The sequence below is a fragment of the Marinobacter sp. BW6 genome (assembly GCF_008107725.1).
GTDB lineage: Bacteria > Pseudomonadota > Gammaproteobacteria > Pseudomonadales > Oleiphilaceae > Marinobacter.
Map to the genome: position 1 here is coordinate 176742 of NZ_VIRN01000054.1, position 17907 is coordinate 194648.

Consider the following 17907-nt stretch of genomic DNA (forward strand, 5'->3'; position numbering starts at 1 on the left):
TCAGGTTTATTGATTTTAGATTTGTGAAACAGTCACTCCATTCCCAACTTCTTCAACCGATACCGCAGCGCCCGAAAACTAATCCCCAATCGTTTCGCCGCCGCTGTCTTGTTCCATCGCGTCGCCTCAAGCGCCTTCTCGATGGCTTGTCGTTCAATCTTCTCTAGATACCCCTCCAGATCTATTTCGCCATCTGGTACCGAAATACCGCCTTCGCCGGCCTCGCCCTCGGCAATAATTTGTGAGGCCGATGCAGCATGCTGAACGCCGTTCCCAAGATGCAGATCCTCGGCATCAATCTGATCGGCATCACAAAGGGTGAAGGCGCGCTCCAGCGCGTTTTCCAGTTCCCGAACATTCCCTGGAAAATCATAACTTGTCAGGCGCTCTATGGCGCTTGGGGTTAACGAGGCAGGTTCGCACTCGTACTCTTTCGCAATCCGTTCAAGAATGTGGTTTGCGAGTAGGGATATGTCATCAGGCCGCTCCCGTAAAGGCGGTACAGCCAGTTCGATCACGTTGATACGGTAGAAGAGATCCTGGCGGAAGCTGCCTTCCTGAACCAGTCCCGGCAGGTTCTTGTGGGTGGCACTCAGTACCCGGATGTCGACGGGCACTTCCTTGGTATCGCCAACCGGCCGGACGGCTTTTTCCTGTATGGCGCGTAGTAGTTTCACCTGCATGGCCAAGGGCAGGTCTGCCACTTCATCAAGGAATAGGGTGCCGCCGTTGGCTGATCGGAATAGGCCGTCTTTGTTTTCCACAGCCCCGGTAAAGCTGCCTTTCTTGTGGCCAAAGAATTCGCTTTCCATAAGTTCCGAGGGAATGGCGCCGCAGTTAACCGCGATGAACGGGCCGTCGCGGCGCGGCCCCTGAAGGTGGATCATTCGGGCCACCAGCTCTTTACCACTGCCAGACTCGCCACTGATAAACACGGGGGCCTGGCTTCTGGCCAGTTTTCGGGTCTGGTTCCGGAGTTTTCGAATCTCTGGTGATTTGCCGAGTAGCAGGCCTGGCTCATCAGCTGCCTCTTCCGCGTCCGGCTTGGGTTCCGAGAGCTTGAGAGCACTATTGACCAGTTCCCTTAGTCGGGGCAGTTCCACCGGTTTGGACACAAAATCAAAGGCACCGGCTTTCAGCGATTCAATCGCGGTATCCATGTTGCCGTAGGCTGTGATCACGGCGACAGGCGTGGCCGGAGAGTGCTTTTGAATCCACTGGACCAGCTCGATGCCATTACCGTCTGGCAAATTCATGTCGGTCAGACAGAGGTGGATGGTGTTCTGTTCCAGCAATTTCCGAGCGCTGGTGACGTCGGGTGCCGTGAGGGTTGTGATGCCCATCCGGGTGAGGGTGATTTCAAGTAACTCCCGGATGTCCGGTTCATCATCAACGATCAGCGCTGTGTATGTGGTCATCTTTTTATCGTCGGTTCCATGTCGTTGTTCAAGCGCCTGATATCCGCCGGCGCTGGTTCAGATCATTCGCCCTGGGTGAGCAAATGTAATGCGAAAACAGCAGCCGGGCTTGTTATCCTCTACCAGGGAAAGATGCGCCTGATTAGCCTCGCACAGTTCCCTGGCCAGATAAAGCCCGAGCCCGGTCCCGGTCTTGTCTGTGGTGAAAAATGGTTCGAACACCGAGCTTCGATGCTCGGGTGCAATGCCGGGGCCCAGGTCACGGACATCAATATAGGCCCGCTCCCCGTCCTCAGTTGCTCCTGCATGGATTCCGATCTTTCGCTGCCTTGAGTGCTGTTCACTGTAGCGTAAACCGTTGTCGCACAGGTTCACCATTACCTGTTCAATCTGGCTCTTGTCGAATCTCGCGGAAGGCAGCTGTGGGTCGATTTTAAGTATGATTTCGGCTTCAGTGCTGCCTTCATTCTGTGTTTGTAAAAAGTCTTCTTTGAATTCCTGTAGCCAGGGAGCCACTTCGATCAGATCTGCATTGGCAGCCCGCCGCCTCGATAGATCAAGAATGTTCTCGATAATGCCATTCACCCGGCGGGAGTGGCGACGGATGATCTCAAGCATTTGGCGGTCGCCAGGTTCGAGGTTAGGGGCTTCTTCCATAAGCTGGGCCGCGTGGCTGATCGCCCCCAGCGGATTGCGGATTTCATGGGCGATGCCCGCAGTGAGGCGGCCCAGCGACGCCAGCTTCATCTGCTGGGCCTGCTGGGTGACTTTGCTCATATCCTCGATGAACACCAGGATCTGGTCGCCCCGCTCCTGGTCAAGCTGGGTAAAATTGGCCTGGAGCAGAGGGGAGGTTGATGAGGGTTGGAACGGCTCAATTCGTTGTTTGGGGTCCTTCAGCCATGCATCCAAGCCCTGCTTGAGGGGCTTGGGTAGGACCGTTGCGCGCTGGTTAGTTGGTGCGTGGGTTTTCGGTGCGCCGTACAAAAGTTCTTCGGCGGCCGCGTTGGCAACGCGGATCTGGCCGAAACGGTCCAGTACGAGAATGCCGGTACGCATGCGCTGGATAATCTGTTGATTGATTTGTTCCAGTTCGACAATGCTACGGGCGCGACTGCTGGCTAGTGCCTCGCTGCGCATCATTCGCCGGGAGATGCTTTGCAGGACAAAAGCTGCGGCAAAGTACAGGATGCCGAGTGAACCGGCGCGGACAATATCGTCGGCGGTCTCTCCTAGCGCCAGCACTGCCCATCCTGAGATCCCGAGGGAGCATATCGCGGCCAGAGCCGCATAAAAGGTTCCCATACGGCTTGGTGTCAGGATGTTGCCTGCCGCTACGGACACGATTACGAGGTTTGCAAGGCCGTTGGTAATGCCGGTGCTGGTCAGCAACAAGCCATGCATGATCAGGATGTCCAGTAGGATTGAGAGCGTAATGTGCCGCTGGCTGGGGTGGAATCCGGCCACCAGAAGCAGGGCAATAAAGGCGTTCAGACCCAGGTATGCTGAGACCCCTGCCTGGTAGTAATCCAGCAGCCGAAAACGCATATCAAAATTGACAGGGTCCACAAATAACAGCGCCACCAGCATCAAGCTGACCACCAGGCGGTAGTGGTTGTAGATCCTGAACAGCTTTGCCTGTTGCAGGTCGGACGGTGTCGAGGGGGTCGGACTCAGTGTTTCGGCCGAACGTGCTGGTGTATCTGCTGCCATGATTTACAGGAATCCGCTGTTGGTCGGAAGAAATCCACGCCTATGCGGGGTTATAATAGCCTTTTCATGGCAATGAGTTACAGGAGCCGATTTATGTCCGTGTCCGGAAACCAGGCAGCGACCGGGGTGTCTGCCAGAAAACTGCGGGTTGTAATGGCCCAGTTGGATTTTCTGGTGGGCGATATACCCGGCAATACTGAGCTTGTCCTGGAGGCGGCCCGGCGGGCATCGTCAGAGCATGGGGCAGACATCGTGGTTTTTCCGGAGCTTTGTCTGACCGGCTACCCGCCGGAAGATCTGCTGTTGCGGCCCAGCCTGGAGGTTCGGGTAAACGAGGCGCTGGAAAGGTTGCAGGCGGAAAAGCTGGATCCGGTCATTGTGATCGGCGCTCCCCTGCGCCATGGAGCACTGTTGTATAACGCGGCGGTGGTGATTGATGGTGGTGAAATTACCGGCCGGTATTTCAAGCGTTTCCCACCCAACTACCAGGTATTTGACGAGAAGCGCTACTTCGCCGGGGGGCAGGATGTTCTGACTCTTGATATCCGTGGCGTTCCAGTGGGTATCACCGTGTGTGAAGATCTCTGGAAAGAGGGGCCAGTAGAGGACTGCGCGGCTGCTGGTGCCCGTCTGATCCTGAACCTCAATGCCTCGCCCTACGATATCGACAAGCAGGCACGTCGCAAGGCCTTGTTGGAGCGAAAATCCCGGGAGAATCTAGTCAGTATCGTGTACGTGAACCTGGTGGGGGGGCAGGACGAACTGGTTTTCGATGGCGGTTCCATGGTGTTCGACCATTCGGGTGTGCTTACGGCGGAGGCCCCTCAATTTGCCGAAGGCTTATATCCGGTCGACTTTCTGTGCGAGCACCATTGTCAGCCGGTATCTCAGCCTTTGCCGGAAGAGCCGTCGTTGGAGGCTAATGTCTACAGCGCCCTGGTGACCGGTGTTCGGGATTACGTCAACAAGAACGGATTCAAGTCAGTGGTGTTGGGGCTCTCAGGCGGTATCGATTCGGCCGTTACTCTGGCGGTCGCGGTTGATGCCCTGGGTAGGGATCGGGTTCGGGCAGTGATGATGCCGTTTCGATATACCTCCAGCATGAGCCTTGAGGATGCTGAGGCTGAGGCCGTTGCGCTGTGCGTGCAGTATGATGTGTTTTCCATTGAACCCATGTATGACGCCTTCATGGAAACTCTGGCCGGGCCTTTCGAGGGCACCACGCCGGACACAACCGAGGAAAATCTTCAGGCGCGTCTGCGCGGTGTCTTGCTGATGTCCCTGTCCAACAAGTTCGGTTCCCTGGTGCTGACCACCGGAAACAAGAGTGAGATGGCAGTGGGCTATTCAACGCTCTACGGTGATATGGCGGGCGGATTCGATGTCCTCAAGGATGTGCCTAAAACCCTGGTGTTCCGTCTGGCCAAATACCGCAACACGCTTTCAGAGGGAGAAGTAATCCCCGAGCGGGTAATCACCCGCCCGCCGTCGGCAGAGCTGGCGCCGGACCAGAAAGACGAGGACAGCCTGCCCGGTTATGACGTGCTCGATCAGATCCTGAATCTGTATGTGGAGCGGGATTTCAGTGCGGATGCGATCGTTGCAGAGGGCTTTGATCGGGTCGACGTTGAGCGGGTGATCCGCCTGGTGGATATTAACGAGTACAAACGTCGGCAGGCGCCGATTGGTGTGCGAATTACCGAGAGAGGATTTGGTAAGGACCGGCGCTATCCAATTACCAACGGCTGGAAGAGTGGTAAATAGTTGATGAGTTCTGGGTCAGATGCGATTCCCATCTGACCCTAATTTCAGCCCTTACTCGTCGCCCATCAAACCGAAGGTAACAACGTTCGTCAGTGAGCGGTTTTCTCCCTTCAGCAGATCCACCTCAAACTCCCCGTTGTCATTAAACGCCTCGCTTTCCGGGAAATTGGTGCGGAGCATGGCGATTGCGTCCTGTGAACCTTTTTTCAGATCCAGGAAGCGAAAGGTTTCCGCGAGGATCATCAGAGCTTCTTCGGTAACCGTTGCCGTCGGGTAATTCTCGATGATGTACCGCGCCCGGTTGTTGGCCGCCACGTAGGCCTGACGTTTTACGTAATAGCGGGCTGCGTAAAGCTCCAGCTCTGCCATGCGATTGCGCACTGCAATCATTCGCTGGCGGGCATCCGCGACGTACTGGCTCTCCGGGTAGCGGTTGAGCAGTTCGGAAAAGTCCCGAAAAGACTGCAGCTGCTCGCCGGGATCCCGGGCCGAAACGTCAATCGGGAAGTACCGCGCGGCAAGCCCGATGTCCAGGTTATAGGAGGCTAAACCGCGCATATAGAGCGCATAGTCCGCATGGTCGCTTTGAGGGTTAAGGCGCAAAAACCGGTCGGCGGCGGCGCGGGAACCTTCCAGATCCAGGTTCTGATAGCGGGCATAAATCAGGTCAAGCTGGGCCTGCTCAGCGTAGCGACCAAAGGGGTAGTAGGTTTCCAGGGCATCCAGGTTCTCCTCTGCCTCGTTGAAATTTCCAGAAGTCATGGCCTGGCGGGCGTTCTCATAGTAGGTCTTCTCCGGAAGTACTTCCTCCTGCTTGTTGGAGGCGCAGGCACTGACCAGAACAACCAGTGTGGAAAGTAACAGCAAACGAAGACCTGATCTCATTCCGGAATCCCGTATAATGTCGATTAATTCAAGGGCAGTCATTGTAGCGGGGAAGTGGCTCCATGTGCAGAGCAATGCCTCGCTGTTTCCAATAATCTGACCGAAACGTAACACACACAGGCCCTGGGGGCTTAATGTCATCTGAAAAACGAATCATCGCCAACTTTGTTGTGCCGCCGGAACTGAGTGATCGGCGCCTTGACCAGGCCGCGGCAGAACTGATGCCCGAACACTCCCGTTCCCGCCTGCAGTCCTGGATCAAAAGCGGCGCGTTGACGGTGAATGGTGAGGCGCGAAAGCCTCGGGACAAAGTGATGCTGGATGATCGCCTGGCGCTGGATGCCGAGCCGGAAGCTCAGGTGAGCTGGCAGGCGGAGGAGATCTCCCTGGATATTGTCTATGAGGACGAGCACTTGCTGGTCATCAACAAGCCCGCAGGCCTGGTGGTGCACCCGGCCGCCGGCCATGCCGATGGAACCCTGGTCAATGCCCTGTTGAACTATGCGCCGGAAGTCGAGAATTTGCCCAGGGCTGGAATCGTACACCGCCTCGACAAAGACACCTCAGGCATCATGGTTGTTGCCCGCAGCCTGATTGCGCACACTTCTCTGGTCGATCAGCTCCAGACCCGAACCATGGGTCGCGAGTATGAGGCTGTCGTCGTTGGCACCCTCACCGGCGGTGCAACGGTAGACGCGCCCATAGGCCGGCATCCGCGGGAACGCAAGAAAATGGCGGTTGTAGCCTCCGGCAAACCGGCGGTCACCCACTATCGTTTGGTGGAGCGTTTTGCCGCTCACACTCACGTCCGCTGCAAACTGGAAAGCGGCCGAACCCACCAGATCCGGGTTCATATGGCCCATGTCAAACATCCGCTGGTCGGAGACCCGCTCTACGGCGGTCGGCTCAGGTTGCCCAAGGGAACCACCGAAGAGCTTCGCGAGGCGCTCTCGGCGTTCAACCGCCAGGCCCTCCATGCCCGGCAGCTGACCCTTGAACATCCGGAAACCGGTGAAATCCTGAGCTGGGAGGTGGCCCTGCCTGAGGATATGGTTGCGTTGATAGAAGCCCTGCGCAAACACGCACGGGAGCTGGACACCCGTGACTATTGAAGATAACGCCCTGAAACCGGACTGGTCCGCGCCCGATAGAGTGCGGGCCATCAGCACAACTCGCAGTGGCGGTGTCAGCGGTCGACCCTGGAACAGTCTTAACCTCGGTGTTCACGTCGAAGACAATTCGGAACACGTGCAAGAGAATCGGCGAAGACTCGCGGAGTCCTTGGGACTGGATAGCGCCCGCATCGGTTGGCTCAACCAGGTACACGGTACCGAGGTGGTTGAATTAACCCCGAATAACGTCGGACAAGTCGTCAAGGCTGACGCCAGCTACACCCGTCATCCGGGCATTGTCTGCGCCATACTCACAGCCGATTGCCTGCCCGTTATTCTTGCTGATCGCGAAGGCACAGTCGTCGGCGCCGCCCATTGTGGTTGGCGAAGCCTGTGTGGCGGCGTTATCGAGCATCTGGTGAGTGCCATGGCCTTGGCCCCCGGGACACTTCAAGCCTGGCTCGGCCCGGCGATTGGTCCGGACGGCTTCGAGGTCGGCCCGGAAGTGCGTGACGCCTTCCTTGACCATGATCCCAAAGCGGGCCACGCCTTCAGAGCTGAAGGCGCTCGGCCGGGTCATTTCATGGCAGATATCTATGCACTTGCCACTTTGCGGCTGAATCATCTCGGTGTTTCCGGAGTGACTGGCGGTGGCCTGTGTACCGTTCAGGATTCAGATCGGTTTTTTTCATACCGCAGGGATGGCCGGACCGGGCGGATGGCAACGTTAATCTGGCTAACAGACTGACTATTAGTGTCTTTTATTGTTTGGCTCTGGTTGTAATCGAGAATTTCGGGGTCTGGTGCAGGACTACTTTCCAGAACTGTCTGCAGCATGGATGCTGCAGCCAAGCCTACATGGGTGAGGCCGAGCGTATATGAAGCGAAGCTTCATGCGACAGACGAACGACTGCAATCTGTGATTGCAGGCTGGACCCCGCAGGGGTATTCACGGCGTGTTCTGGAAAGTAGTCCTGCACCAGACCTGCACCCAAGTCCCAATCTCAAACTGACGGCCGTCAATTTTCTGACGAATACACCGAGCCTCCGCTTGAAGTCCCTCGACTTGCCCCTACATTAACTGTCAAAGCAATCGAATATCCGCCACCCACGGCACCATGGTATTCGCAGAAATTTGGGGAAAGTAGACATGAGAATCGACAAGCTGACCAGCAAGTTGCAGACCGCCCTCGCGGACGCACAATCCATCGCGGTCGGAAAAGATCACAACTTCATCGAGCCGGTCCACCTGATGCAGGCGCTACTTGATCAGGAAGGCAGTGCCATCAAGCCACTGCTCAAACAGGCCGGCGCGGAACCCGGACGGGTTCGCCAGGCTATCGCCCGGGAAATCGAAAACCTGCCCGAAGTGCAGGGATCGGCCGGCGATGTCTCAATGTCCAACGACATGGGTCGTCTTTTCAATATTGCCGATAAGCTGGCCCAGAAGCGCAAGGACCAGTACATCTCCAGTGAGCTTATGCTGCTGGCCGCCCTGCAAGACCGGGGCACACTTGGCCGAGTGCTTCGGGAGCAGGGCGTTGATAAGGCTGCCCTGGAAAAGGCAATTGACGAGGTTCGCGGCGGTGAAGCTGTCAACGATGCCAGCGCCGAAGAAAACCGTCAGGCCCTGTCCAAATACACCATTGATCTTACCGAGCGAGCCGAGGCCGGCAAGCTGGACCCGGTGATTGGTCGAGACGATGAAATCCGCCGAACCATCCAGGTCCTCCAGCGCCGTCGGAAAAACAACCCGGTCCTCATCGGTGAGCCCGGCGTGGGTAAAACCGCCATCGTCGAGGGGTTGGCCCAGCGCATCGTCAACGGCGAGGTGCCGGATGGCCTCAAGGACAAGAAAGTCCTGTCACTCGACATGGGCGCCCTGATTGCCGGCGCCAAGTTCCGGGGTGAGTTCGAGGAGCGCCTGAAAGCTGTTTTGAACGAATTGTCCAAGCAGGAAGGCCAGATCATCTTGTTCATCGACGAGATTCACACCATGGTCGGTGCCGGTAAGGCTGAGGGATCCATGGATGCCGGCAACATGCTCAAGCCGGCGCTGGCTCGCGGTGAACTGCACTGTGTGGGCGCGACCACCCTGGATGAGTACCGTGAAAACATCGAGAAAGACGCCGCCCTTGAGCGTCGCTTCCAGAAAGTGCTGGTCAGCGAGCCCAGCGAAGAAGATACCATCGCAATCCTGCGGGGCCTGAAAGAACGTTATGAGGTGCACCACGGGGTTGAGGTGACCGATGGTGCCATCATTGCCGCCGCCAAGCTGTCCCACCGTTATATTGCCGATCGGCAGTTGCCGGACAAGGCCATTGATCTGGTGGATGAGGCTGCCTCCCAGATTCGCATGGAAATGGATTCGAAGCCCGAGCCCCTGGATCGTCTTGAGCGCCGCCTGATTCAGTTGAAAATCGAGCGTGAGGCTCTCAAGAAAGAGACAGATGCGGCCTCTAAAAAGCGTCTGTCGGAGCTGTCGGACGTGATCACCGGGGTCGAGCGTGAATACGCCGATCTGGAAGAAGTATGGAATACCGAAAAGGCTGCGTTGCATGGCTCCCAGAAGATCAAGAGCCGTCTGGAGCAGGCCCGGATCGATCTGGAGAATGCCCGTCGCGCCGGCGACCTTGGCAAGATGTCCGAGCTCCAGTATGGCCAGATCCCTGAGCTTGAGCGTCAGCTGGATATGGCCAGCCAGGCCGAAATGATGGAAATGAAGCTGCTCCGGAACCGGGTGACCGATGAGGAGATTGCAGAGATTGTTTCCAAGTGGACCGGCATTCCGGTGTCCAAGATGCTCGAAGGTGAGCGCGACAAGCTGATGCGCATGGAAGAGGCGCTTCATGGTCGGGTTATCGGCCAGGATGAGGCGGTTGAAGCGGTTTCCAACGCGGTGCGTCGTTCCCGGGCCGGATTGTCTGACCCCAATCGCCCCAACGGTTCGTTCCTTTTCCTTGGTCCGACGGGTGTGGGTAAGACCGAGCTTTGTAAGGCTTTGGCGTCCTTCCTGTTCGATACCGAGGAGGCCATGGTTCGCATCGACATGTCCGAATTCATGGAGAAGCATTCCGTGGCCCGCCTGATTGGCGCGCCTCCGGGCTATGTCGGCTACGAGGAAGGTGGTTACCTCACTGAAGCAGTTCGTCGCAGGCCGTATTCCGTGTTGCTGCTGGATGAGGTGGAAAAAGCCCATCCGGATGTGTTCAATATTCTTCTGCAGGTACTTGAGGATGGTCGCCTGACGGACGGGCAGGGCAGGACCGTCGACTTCCGGAACACGGTCATTGTCATGACGTCAAACCTCGGCTCGGACATCATCCAGCAGAAAGCGGGCGAGGAGAACTACGAGGTAATGAAGAATGCCGTCATGGAAGTTGTCGGCACCCATTTTCGCCCTGAGTTCATCAACCGCGTGGATGAAGTGGTGGTGTTCCACCCGCTGGCGGAGAGCCAGATTCAGGGTATTGCTAGGATTCAGATCGAGTCTCTGAGCAAACGCCTGAAAGAACAGGATATGAAGCTGGAGCTGGATGACGCCGCGATGGAATTGCTGGCCGAAGTCGGTTATGACCCGGTCTACGGTGCGCGGCCTTTGAAGCGGGCTATTCAGCGGATGATTGAAAACCCATTGGCCCAGCGACTGCTCCAGGGAGAATTTGTACCGGGTGATGTAATTCGAGGTACGGTGAAGGAACATCACCTCGATTTTTCCAAGGCCTAACCAAAAAGGGGCAGATGAAAAGGCTCATCTGCCCCTTTTTCAAAAGCTCTCTTACTCTTCTGTGGGTCGGCAGCTCTCTTCAGCAATTCGCTTAAACTCAGCCCGCTTTTCGGCAATTTCTTCTTGGGAGAGGTAGCGCTGCTCTCCATTCTCCTCAATACGGATGCGAGCGTTGCGGTCTATCACGTCCAGGTTGGAACGTGCTGTCGCGCAGTTCGCCTCCCGCTGCTTTCTGCGAGCTTCCTCAACTGCTGTTTCCTGGCGCTGCTCCGCTTCATCCGCTTGCTGTTCCTGCATATTCCCCAGCCGCTCCTGAGGGCTTTGTCGGTTGCCGGAGGCGTCTGATGAAGTGCCAGAGCGAACATTCACTCGTTCGGCCTTTGAGCCCGTAGGTTGCCGGTCACCAAAATGGGTAACCCCGTTTTCATCGGTCCACTTATAGACAGAGGCGCTCATGGCGACACCTGGTACAACGGCCAGTAATAAGGTCAGCGTCAGGGTTTTTCTGTTCATGTCTCTACTCGCGTATGTTCACTGCTCCCGGGCAGGCAGACAACCTGGATAAACCGGGCCCGTTTTTTCTAATTTCATTATTCCCTATCATGCCATTCGTGTTGCGGATTTTCTTCTGTCTGGTTCAAATCTTTGTATCGGATTTGTGTCAAGTATGGCAGACCTTCGGCCAGTATAGGCACAGAAACCTGCAGCGGCTATTGACAGGGAGTTTCGCGCTGTCAGAATTACCGATTGCCTGAAGACTGGGGTCAATACGGCAGGCAATCCCGAGCGAGTATCCCCCATCAATTACCACACTGAACGCGCCGCGCATCTGTCGCGGGATGGTTGTTGCTTACGTGCAACCCGTTGATTGGCCGTTCTCCGCAACCCTCAGGAGGGCGGCTGGCCAGGAGACAACCTCTCAATAAGGTGTGGAGGAGCAGCCGGTTCCGCTTTCAAAAGAAGCATGGACACCGTGAATCCAGGCAACCGGGACCCGTCCCGGCTCATTCACTCGTAGAAGAGGGTAGAAAATCGTGGAGTTATTGTCTGGCGCCGATATGCTGATCCGGTCCCTCCAAGATGAGGGTATCGAATACATATACGGCTATCCGGGTGGTGCAGCCCTTCATATTTATGATGCGCTGTTCAGGCAGGACAAAGTCAAGCACATTCTGGTAAGGCACGAGCAGGCGGCGGTCCATATGGCCGACGGCTATGCCCGCGCGACCGGAAAACCAGGTACTGTACTGGTGACTTCGGGTCCTGGAGCCACCAACACGATCACCGGCATTGCCACCGCATTCATGGATTCCATCCCCATGGTGGTTCTGTGCGGCCAGGTTGCGTCCACTCTTATCGGCGAGGACGCGTTCCAGGAAACCGATATGATGGGTGTCTCCCGTCCGGTGGTTAAGCACAACCTCAGTGTCCGTCACCCCGAGGAAATCCCGGAGATCATCCGCAAGGCGTACTATATTGCTGCCACCGGTCGTCCTGGTCCGGTTGTTGTGGATATCCCCAAGGACATGACCACACCGAATGAGCGGTACGAGTACGCTTACCCGAAGAAGGTCAAGCTGCGCTCCTACAACCCGGCCATTCGCGGCCATGCTGGTCAGATCAAGAAAGCGGTCGACATGCTGCTGGCTGCCAAGCGTCCGATTATCTACGCCGGCGGCGGGGTTATTCTCGGCAAGGCTTCAGATCAGCTGACTGAGCTTGTCCGGATGATTGGTTACCCGATCACCAATACCATCATGGGGATCGGCTGTTATCCGGCCAGCGACAAGCAGCACCTTGGCTGGCTCGGGATGCATGGCACCTATGAGGCCAATATGGCCATGCACCATTCGGATCTGATTCTCTGTGTCGGGGCCCGATTCGACGACCGTGTGACCAATGCCACCGAGAAGTTCTGTCCGGGCGCGCGCATTATCCATATCGATATTGACCCAGCATCGATTTCCAAGACGGTGGATGCGGACGTGCCGATCGTGGGCCCGGTAGACGCCGTGCTCAAGGAAATGTTGTCTCTGGTCAAGGAAGCGAAGGAAAAGCCCGACGCGGACGCAATCGCCTCCTGGTGGAAGCAGATTGACGAGTGGCGGGCATTCCACGGGATGCGCTATGAGACCAGTCCGGATGTGATCAAGCCGCAGGAAGTTATCGAGATGCTGTGTCGCCTGACCAACGGCGAAGCCTTCGTGACTTCCGATGTGGGTCAGCACCAGATGTTTGCGGCCCAGTACTACAAGTTCGACAAGCCTAACCGCTGGATCAACTCCGGTGGTCTAGGCACCATGGGCTTTGGTTTTCCGGCCGCCATGGGGGTCAAACTCACCCATCCGGATGACGAAGTGCTCTGCATTACCGGTGAGGGCAGTATCCAGATGAACATCCAGGAGCTGTCGACCTGCAAGCAGTACAATCTGCCGGTGAAGATCATCAACCTGAACAACCAGGCTCTGGGTATGGTCAAGCAGTGGCAGGACATGAACTACGAGTCCCGTCATGCCGAATCCTATATGGAATCGCTGCCTGATTTCATCAAGCTGGCAGAGGCCTATGGGCACAAGGGTGTCCGGATTGAGAAGAAAGAAGATCTGGAAACCAAGCTGAAAGAAGTGCTGGCCATGAAAGACGACCTGGTATTCGTGGATATTCTTGTGGACCGCTTTGAGCATGTCTATCCGATGCAGGTTGCCCGGGGTTCCATGAAGGATATGTGGCTTAGCAAGACGGAGAGGGTCTGATCATGCGTCGAATCATTTCTGTTTTGCTTGAAAACGAGCCTGGCGCCCTGTCACGGGTCGTGGGGCTGTTTTCCCAGCGTAACTACAACATCGAAACACTTACCGTGGCACCAACCGAGGACGAGACCCTGTCCCGTCTGACCGTGACCACCACGGGCTCGGACAAGGTGATCGAGCAGATCACCAAGCAACTGAACAAGCTGATTGAAGTCGTCAAGCTGGTGGATCTGACCGAAGGTGCTCACATCGAGCGTGAGCTGATGCTGGTCAAGCTGAAAGCCACCGGTTCCCAGCGTGCCGAGATCAAGCGTACGGTGGACATTTTCCGCGGCCAGATCGTGGATGTGACCAGCTCCGTCTACACGGTTCAGTTGGCAGGCGACAGCGAGAAGCTGGACGGCTTTATCCAGGCCGTTGGCACGTCGGGCGTGCTGGAAGTGGTACGCAGCGGTGTATCCGGTATTGCCCGGGGCGAGAAGGTGCTCAGCCTTTAACGATTTCAAACAGGGTTTGAACATTATGGCCCTCTGGGGCCATCACAAATAACAGAGGTTTGTCATGCAGGTTTATTACGATAAGGATTGCGATCTTTCCATCATCCAGGGCAAGAAAGTTGCCATCATCGGTTTCGGCTCCCAGGGCCACGCACACGCGTGCAACCTGAAAGAGTCCGGCGTCGACGTTACCGTGGGGCTGCGCCCGGGTTCTTCTTCCATCGCCAAGGCGGAAGCTTATGGCCTGAAGACCAGCGACGTGCCTTCTGCCGTTGCTGCAGCAGACGTTGTCATGGTCCTGACCCCGGACGAGTACCAGGCTCAGCTGTACAAGGCGGAAATCGAGCCGAATCTGCAACAAGGCGCCACCCTGGCGTTCGCGCACGGCTTTGCCATCCACTATAACCAGATCGTTCCGCGCAAGGATCTGGATGTCATCATGATCGCTCCGAAGGCGCCGGGCCACACCGTGCGCACGGAATTCGCCAACGGCGGTGGTATTCCTGACCTGATCGCCATCTTCCAGGACTCTTCCGGCAATGCCAAGAACCTGGCCCTGTCTTATGCCAGTGGTATCGGTGGCGGTCGTACCGGCATCATCGAAACCACTTTCAAGGATGAGACCGAAACCGATCTGTTTGGTGAGCAGGCCGTTCTTTGCGGTGGCACCGTCGAGCTGGTTAAAGCGGCCTTTGAGACGCTCGTGGAAGGTGGATACGAGCCGGAAATGGCTTACTTCGAGTGCCTGCACGAGCTGAAGCTGATTGTGGACCTGATGTACGAAGGCGGCATTGCCAACATGAACTACTCCATCTCCAACAACGCGGAGTATGGTGAGTATGTGACTGGCCCGGAAATCATCAATGAGCAGTCCCGTGAAGCCATGCGTAACGCACTGAAGCGTATTCAGAGCGGCGAGTATGCCAAGATGTTTATCTCTGAAGGTGCTCTGAACTACCCGTCGATGACGGCGCGGCGTCGCCAGAACGCTGCCCACGACATCGAAGTGGTTGGTGAGAAGCTGCGCGGTATGATGCCGTGGATCTCCGCGAACAAGATCGTGGATAAGGACAAAAACTAAGCGGAATTCCGCCTGGTTTTGAAAAACGCGGCCCGGGTGGCCGCGTTTTTCGTATATACTCCGCCCAAATGCTTTCCGGAGTAATGGGAATGACTGAAGAAAGAAAATCCGCTGAAGGTAAGCAAACCCCGGAATATGAAGTCGAGGCCGGGGAAGTGGTTGAAGAAGAGCTGGTGGAAGGTGCGCCGGTCCGCCGCAAGGGTATTTACCTGCTCCCCAATGCGCTCACAACGGCCTCGCTGTTTTCAGGTTTCTACGCCATCGTCTCTGCGGCGAACGGTGTCTTTGACAATGCCGCAATTGCCATTTTTGTCTCAATGATCCTGGATGGTCTGGATGGGCGTGTAGCCCGGATGACCAACACCCAGAGTAAATTCGGTGAGGAATACGACAGCCTCGCTGACATGGTTGCCTTTGGTGTAGCTCCCGGGCTTGTCGCCTTTTTCTGGTCACTGAACGCTTTTGACAAGGTTGGTTGGGCCATCACCTTTATCTATGTTGCTGGTGCCGCGCTGCGTTTGGCCCGTTTCAACACCCAGATTGGCTCTGTCGACAAAAAGTTCTTTGTTGGCTTGCCCAGTCCCGCCGCCGCAGCCTGTGTCGCGGGTCTGGTCTGGTGCTTCCATCTCTTTGAGCCTGCTACCTGGCTCACCTTGTTGACCATGGTCGTAGTCGGAGGCACGGGTGTGCTGATGGTCAGCAATATCCTGTATCGCAGTTTCAAGGATCTGGATCTACGCGGAAGAGTGCCTTTTGCCGCGATCCTTCTTGTTGTGCTGGTGTTCGTAGTGATCGCGCTGGATCCGGCCACCGTACTCTTTACCGGATTTCTGATATACGCGTTGTCCGGCCCTGTTCGTGCGTTGTTCCGTGGCAAGCCACGAAAAGCTCCAGGCGCCGCTGACTGAGCTCTCGTTTTCCGGGCCTCCTCATCGAGGTCCGGGAATTTTCACCACAGTCTCCGGTCAACGCCTTAGCTGGCTGACGCCCTGACGGAGACTTTCCATGTTCATCAAGAAACGCCCATCCTGGGCCTTGCCTCACTCCGAAGTTACCCCCGAGTCTGTCTACCTCAACCGACGGCAATTCATGTCCGGCACGATGGCTGTAGCCGCGGGCCTATCAATGCCTGGTCTGTTGTCCGCTGCGAAGCTTCCGGTCCCGGGAGAAGCGCTGGACTATGTTGCAATGCCCGGTTTTTCCACCGATGAGGAAAAAACACCGTTCGAGGACGTCACTCGCTATAACAATTTTTACGAATTTGGCACCGGGAAAGGCGATCCGGTCAGGTACGCCGATGAAATGAGCGTTGATCCCTGGTCTGTCGTGGTTGAGGGGGAATGCGGGCGGCCCGGTGAGTATGCTCTGGAGGACCTGCTCAAGCCCCACGAATATCAGGAACGGGTGTACCGACTTCGTTGTGTAGAGGCCTGGTCGATGGTGATCCCCTGGGTCGGGATTCCACTGGCCGACATCATTAAACGGCTTGAGCCCAACTCCCGCGCGAAATACGTCTATTTCGAGACCCTGTATGATCCGGATCAGATGCGGGGGCAGCGCTCATTGTTCAGCACCATAGACTGGCCTTACCAGGAGGGTTTGAGAATGGATGAGGCCATGAACGAGTTAAGCTTCCTGGCGGTCGGGTTATATGGCAAAACCATGCCCAACCAGAATGGCGCACCTATCCGGCTGGTTGTCCCCTGGAAATACGGATTCAAGAGCATCAAGTCGATCGTCAAGATACGGTTCCAGCAGGAGCGCCCAGAAACGACTTGGGAAATGCTCGCGCCTCAGGAGTACGGATTCTATGCCAACGTTAACCCAGAGGTGGACCATCCAAGGTGGAGTCAGAAGCGCGAACGGAGGCTGCCTTCCGGTCTGCTTTCGCCTAACTGGATGGAGACCGTCAAGTTCAATGGTTACGGGGAGCAGGTCGCCGATCTGTACAAGGGTATGGACCTGAGTAAGTTCTATTGATGAATGGAAAGGGAATGGTGGATCGTCAAGGCTTTTTCCTGGCTTTCCGCCTTCTGGCCGCGTTTCTCGCCTGCGTCCCTCTTCTGGTATTGGCTATCAATATTGCCAGGCAGTCTCTGGGGCCTGACCCAGGCCAGGAAGTGACGGAGTCACTGGGCCTTGCCGCGCTCCAATTGTTAATTGTGACTTTGTGCATGACCCCGCTTAAGCGCTGGACTGGCTGGGCAGGCTGGATCCGGGTGCGCCGAATGCTCGGCCTGTTTGCATTCTTCTATGCCGTACTGCACGTGTTGGCGTTTCTTCAATTCATACTCGGTTGGAGTGATCTTTGGGCTACGTTTACCAAGCGGCCCTATATTGTGGCGGGCGCACTGTCTTTTCTTATGCTGGTGCCCCTGGCTCTGACCTCCACCAAGGGAATGATGAAGCGGCTGGGTAAAAGCTGGAAAGGTTTGCATAAGCTGGTCTACCTGATCGCCATCACCGCCTGGCTTCACTTTATCTGGCAGGCAAGAAGCGATATTGGTGAAATGGTCGCATACGGCCTGGTGATCGTGGGTTTGCTGGCATTGCGCTGGAAATGGAACGGTCCTCAAGGGTTGATCCCCTTTGCGAAGGGCTGATTTTTGGCTGAAAAATGAACGTAATGGTCAGTACCTGATCAGTGAGGTACGTGGAAACCGAGACCGCCATAAATTAATTCAAAAACCTCGTTGACAGTTTTCCTGACGCCTGTAGAATGCGCACCACTTCTGAGGGACAAGCCACTTACGGCGATTTCCCAGGCAGAGGTAACCGTTTGAAAGTACTGAAGAAAATGAGTTTTAAAATTCTTCAGATTAACGGTTGACAGGGCGGCGGAACGATGTAGAATACGCCACCTTGATTGAGCAACAGCTCAAACGCTCTTTAAAAAGTTGACCAAGTAATTCGTGTGGGCGCTGGCCGAGGTATTTCGGATACGAAATATCAGGACAGTG

At 56.2% G+C, this 17907-nt stretch carries 14 protein-coding genes; 10 read left to right on the forward strand and 4 right to left on the reverse strand.

The window, feature by feature from the left end; genetic code table 11:
- Nucleotides 1-32 precede the first annotated feature (32 nt).
- Nucleotides 33-1418 carry a sigma-54 dependent transcriptional regulator gene (locus FMN52_RS05600; protein WP_148607674.1) on the reverse strand — a complete coding sequence of 462 codons (1386 nt, stop codon included), beginning with the start codon at nt 1416-1418 and terminating at the stop codon, nt 33-35.
- Between the two features lie 57 nt (nt 1419-1475).
- Nucleotides 1476-3131, reverse strand: coding sequence for an ATP-binding protein (locus FMN52_RS05605; protein ID WP_148607675.1), 1656 nt, complete (start codon nt 3129-3131; stop codon nt 1476-1478).
- Between the two features lie 93 nt (nt 3132-3224).
- Between FMN52_RS05605 and FMN52_RS05610 the strand changes: the two genes are divergently transcribed.
- Nucleotides 3225-4895 carry an NAD+ synthase gene (locus FMN52_RS05610; protein ID WP_148607676.1) on the forward strand — a complete coding sequence of 557 codons (1671 nt, stop codon included), beginning with the start codon at nt 3225-3227 and terminating at the stop codon, nt 4893-4895.
- Between the two features lie 51 nt (nt 4896-4946).
- On the opposite strand, the gene FMN52_RS05615 is transcribed toward FMN52_RS05610, so the two are convergent.
- Nucleotides 4947-5780 (reverse strand): outer membrane protein assembly factor BamD, encoded by an 834-nt coding sequence (locus FMN52_RS05615; RefSeq protein ID WP_148607677.1) that lies wholly within the window; start codon nt 5778-5780, stop codon nt 4947-4949.
- A 134-nt stretch (nt 5781-5914) separates the two neighbouring features.
- Between FMN52_RS05615 and rluD the strand changes: the two genes are divergently transcribed.
- The 3 genes from rluD to clpB all read left to right on the forward strand — a co-directional run bounded on the left by rluD (nt 5915) and on the right by clpB (nt 10619).
- Nucleotides 5915-6892 carry a 23S rRNA pseudouridine(1911/1915/1917) synthase RluD gene (gene rluD / locus FMN52_RS05620; protein WP_148607678.1) on the forward strand — a complete coding sequence of 326 codons (978 nt, stop codon included), beginning with the start codon at nt 5915-5917 and terminating at the stop codon, nt 6890-6892.
- Nucleotides 6882-7640, forward strand: a complete 759-nt coding sequence (gene pgeF, locus FMN52_RS05625) for a peptidoglycan editing factor PgeF (RefSeq protein ID WP_148607679.1) — start codon at nt 6882-6884, stop codon at nt 7638-7640. The genes rluD and pgeF overlap by 11 nt, the downstream gene beginning before the upstream one ends.
- A 402-nt stretch (nt 7641-8042) precedes the next feature.
- Nucleotides 8043-10619, forward strand: a complete 2577-nt coding sequence (clpB, locus tag FMN52_RS05630) for an ATP-dependent chaperone ClpB (protein ID WP_148607680.1) — start codon at nt 8043-8045, stop codon at nt 10617-10619.
- 51 nt (nt 10620-10670) lie between these two features.
- On the opposite strand, the gene FMN52_RS05635 is transcribed toward clpB, so the two are convergent.
- Nucleotides 10671-11132 carry a DUF4124 domain-containing protein gene (locus tag FMN52_RS05635; RefSeq protein WP_148607681.1) on the reverse strand — a complete coding sequence of 154 codons (462 nt, stop codon included), beginning with the start codon at nt 11130-11132 and terminating at the stop codon, nt 10671-10673.
- A 521-nt stretch (nt 11133-11653) separates the two neighbouring features.
- Here FMN52_RS05635 and FMN52_RS05640 point away from each other — a divergent pair.
- From FMN52_RS05640 to FMN52_RS05665, 6 genes are all read left to right on the forward strand, one after another.
- A complete protein-coding gene (locus FMN52_RS05640) occupies nt 11654-13372 on the forward strand; it encodes an acetolactate synthase 3 large subunit (protein WP_148607682.1) in 1719 nt (572 codons plus the stop codon).
- 2 nt (nt 13373-13374) lie between these two features.
- Entirely contained in the window at nt 13375-13866 is a 492-nt protein-coding gene (gene ilvN, locus FMN52_RS05645) for an acetolactate synthase small subunit (protein WP_008170692.1), read from the forward strand.
- A 64-nt stretch (nt 13867-13930) separates the two neighbouring features.
- Nucleotides 13931-14947 carry a ketol-acid reductoisomerase gene (gene ilvC, locus FMN52_RS05650; protein ID WP_148607683.1) on the forward strand — a complete coding sequence of 339 codons (1017 nt, stop codon included), beginning with the start codon at nt 13931-13933 and terminating at the stop codon, nt 14945-14947.
- A gap of 89 nt (nt 14948-15036) precedes the next feature.
- Entirely contained in the window at nt 15037-15855 is an 819-nt protein-coding gene (gene pssA, locus FMN52_RS05655; protein WP_148607684.1) for a CDP-diacylglycerol--serine O-phosphatidyltransferase, read from the forward strand.
- 97 nt (nt 15856-15952) lie between these two features.
- The gene (gene msrP / locus FMN52_RS05660) at nt 15953-16927 is read left to right on the forward strand and encodes a protein-methionine-sulfoxide reductase catalytic subunit MsrP (protein WP_148607685.1); all 975 of its coding nucleotides are present in this window, start codon (nt 15953-15955) and stop codon (nt 16925-16927) included.
- 14 nt (nt 16928-16941) lie between these two features.
- Complete coding sequence (locus tag FMN52_RS05665; RefSeq protein WP_240339401.1) at nt 16942-17550, forward strand: protein-methionine-sulfoxide reductase heme-binding subunit MsrQ; 609 nt, start codon at nt 16942-16944, stop codon at nt 17548-17550.
- The last annotated feature ends 357 nt before the right edge of the window (nt 17551-17907 follow it).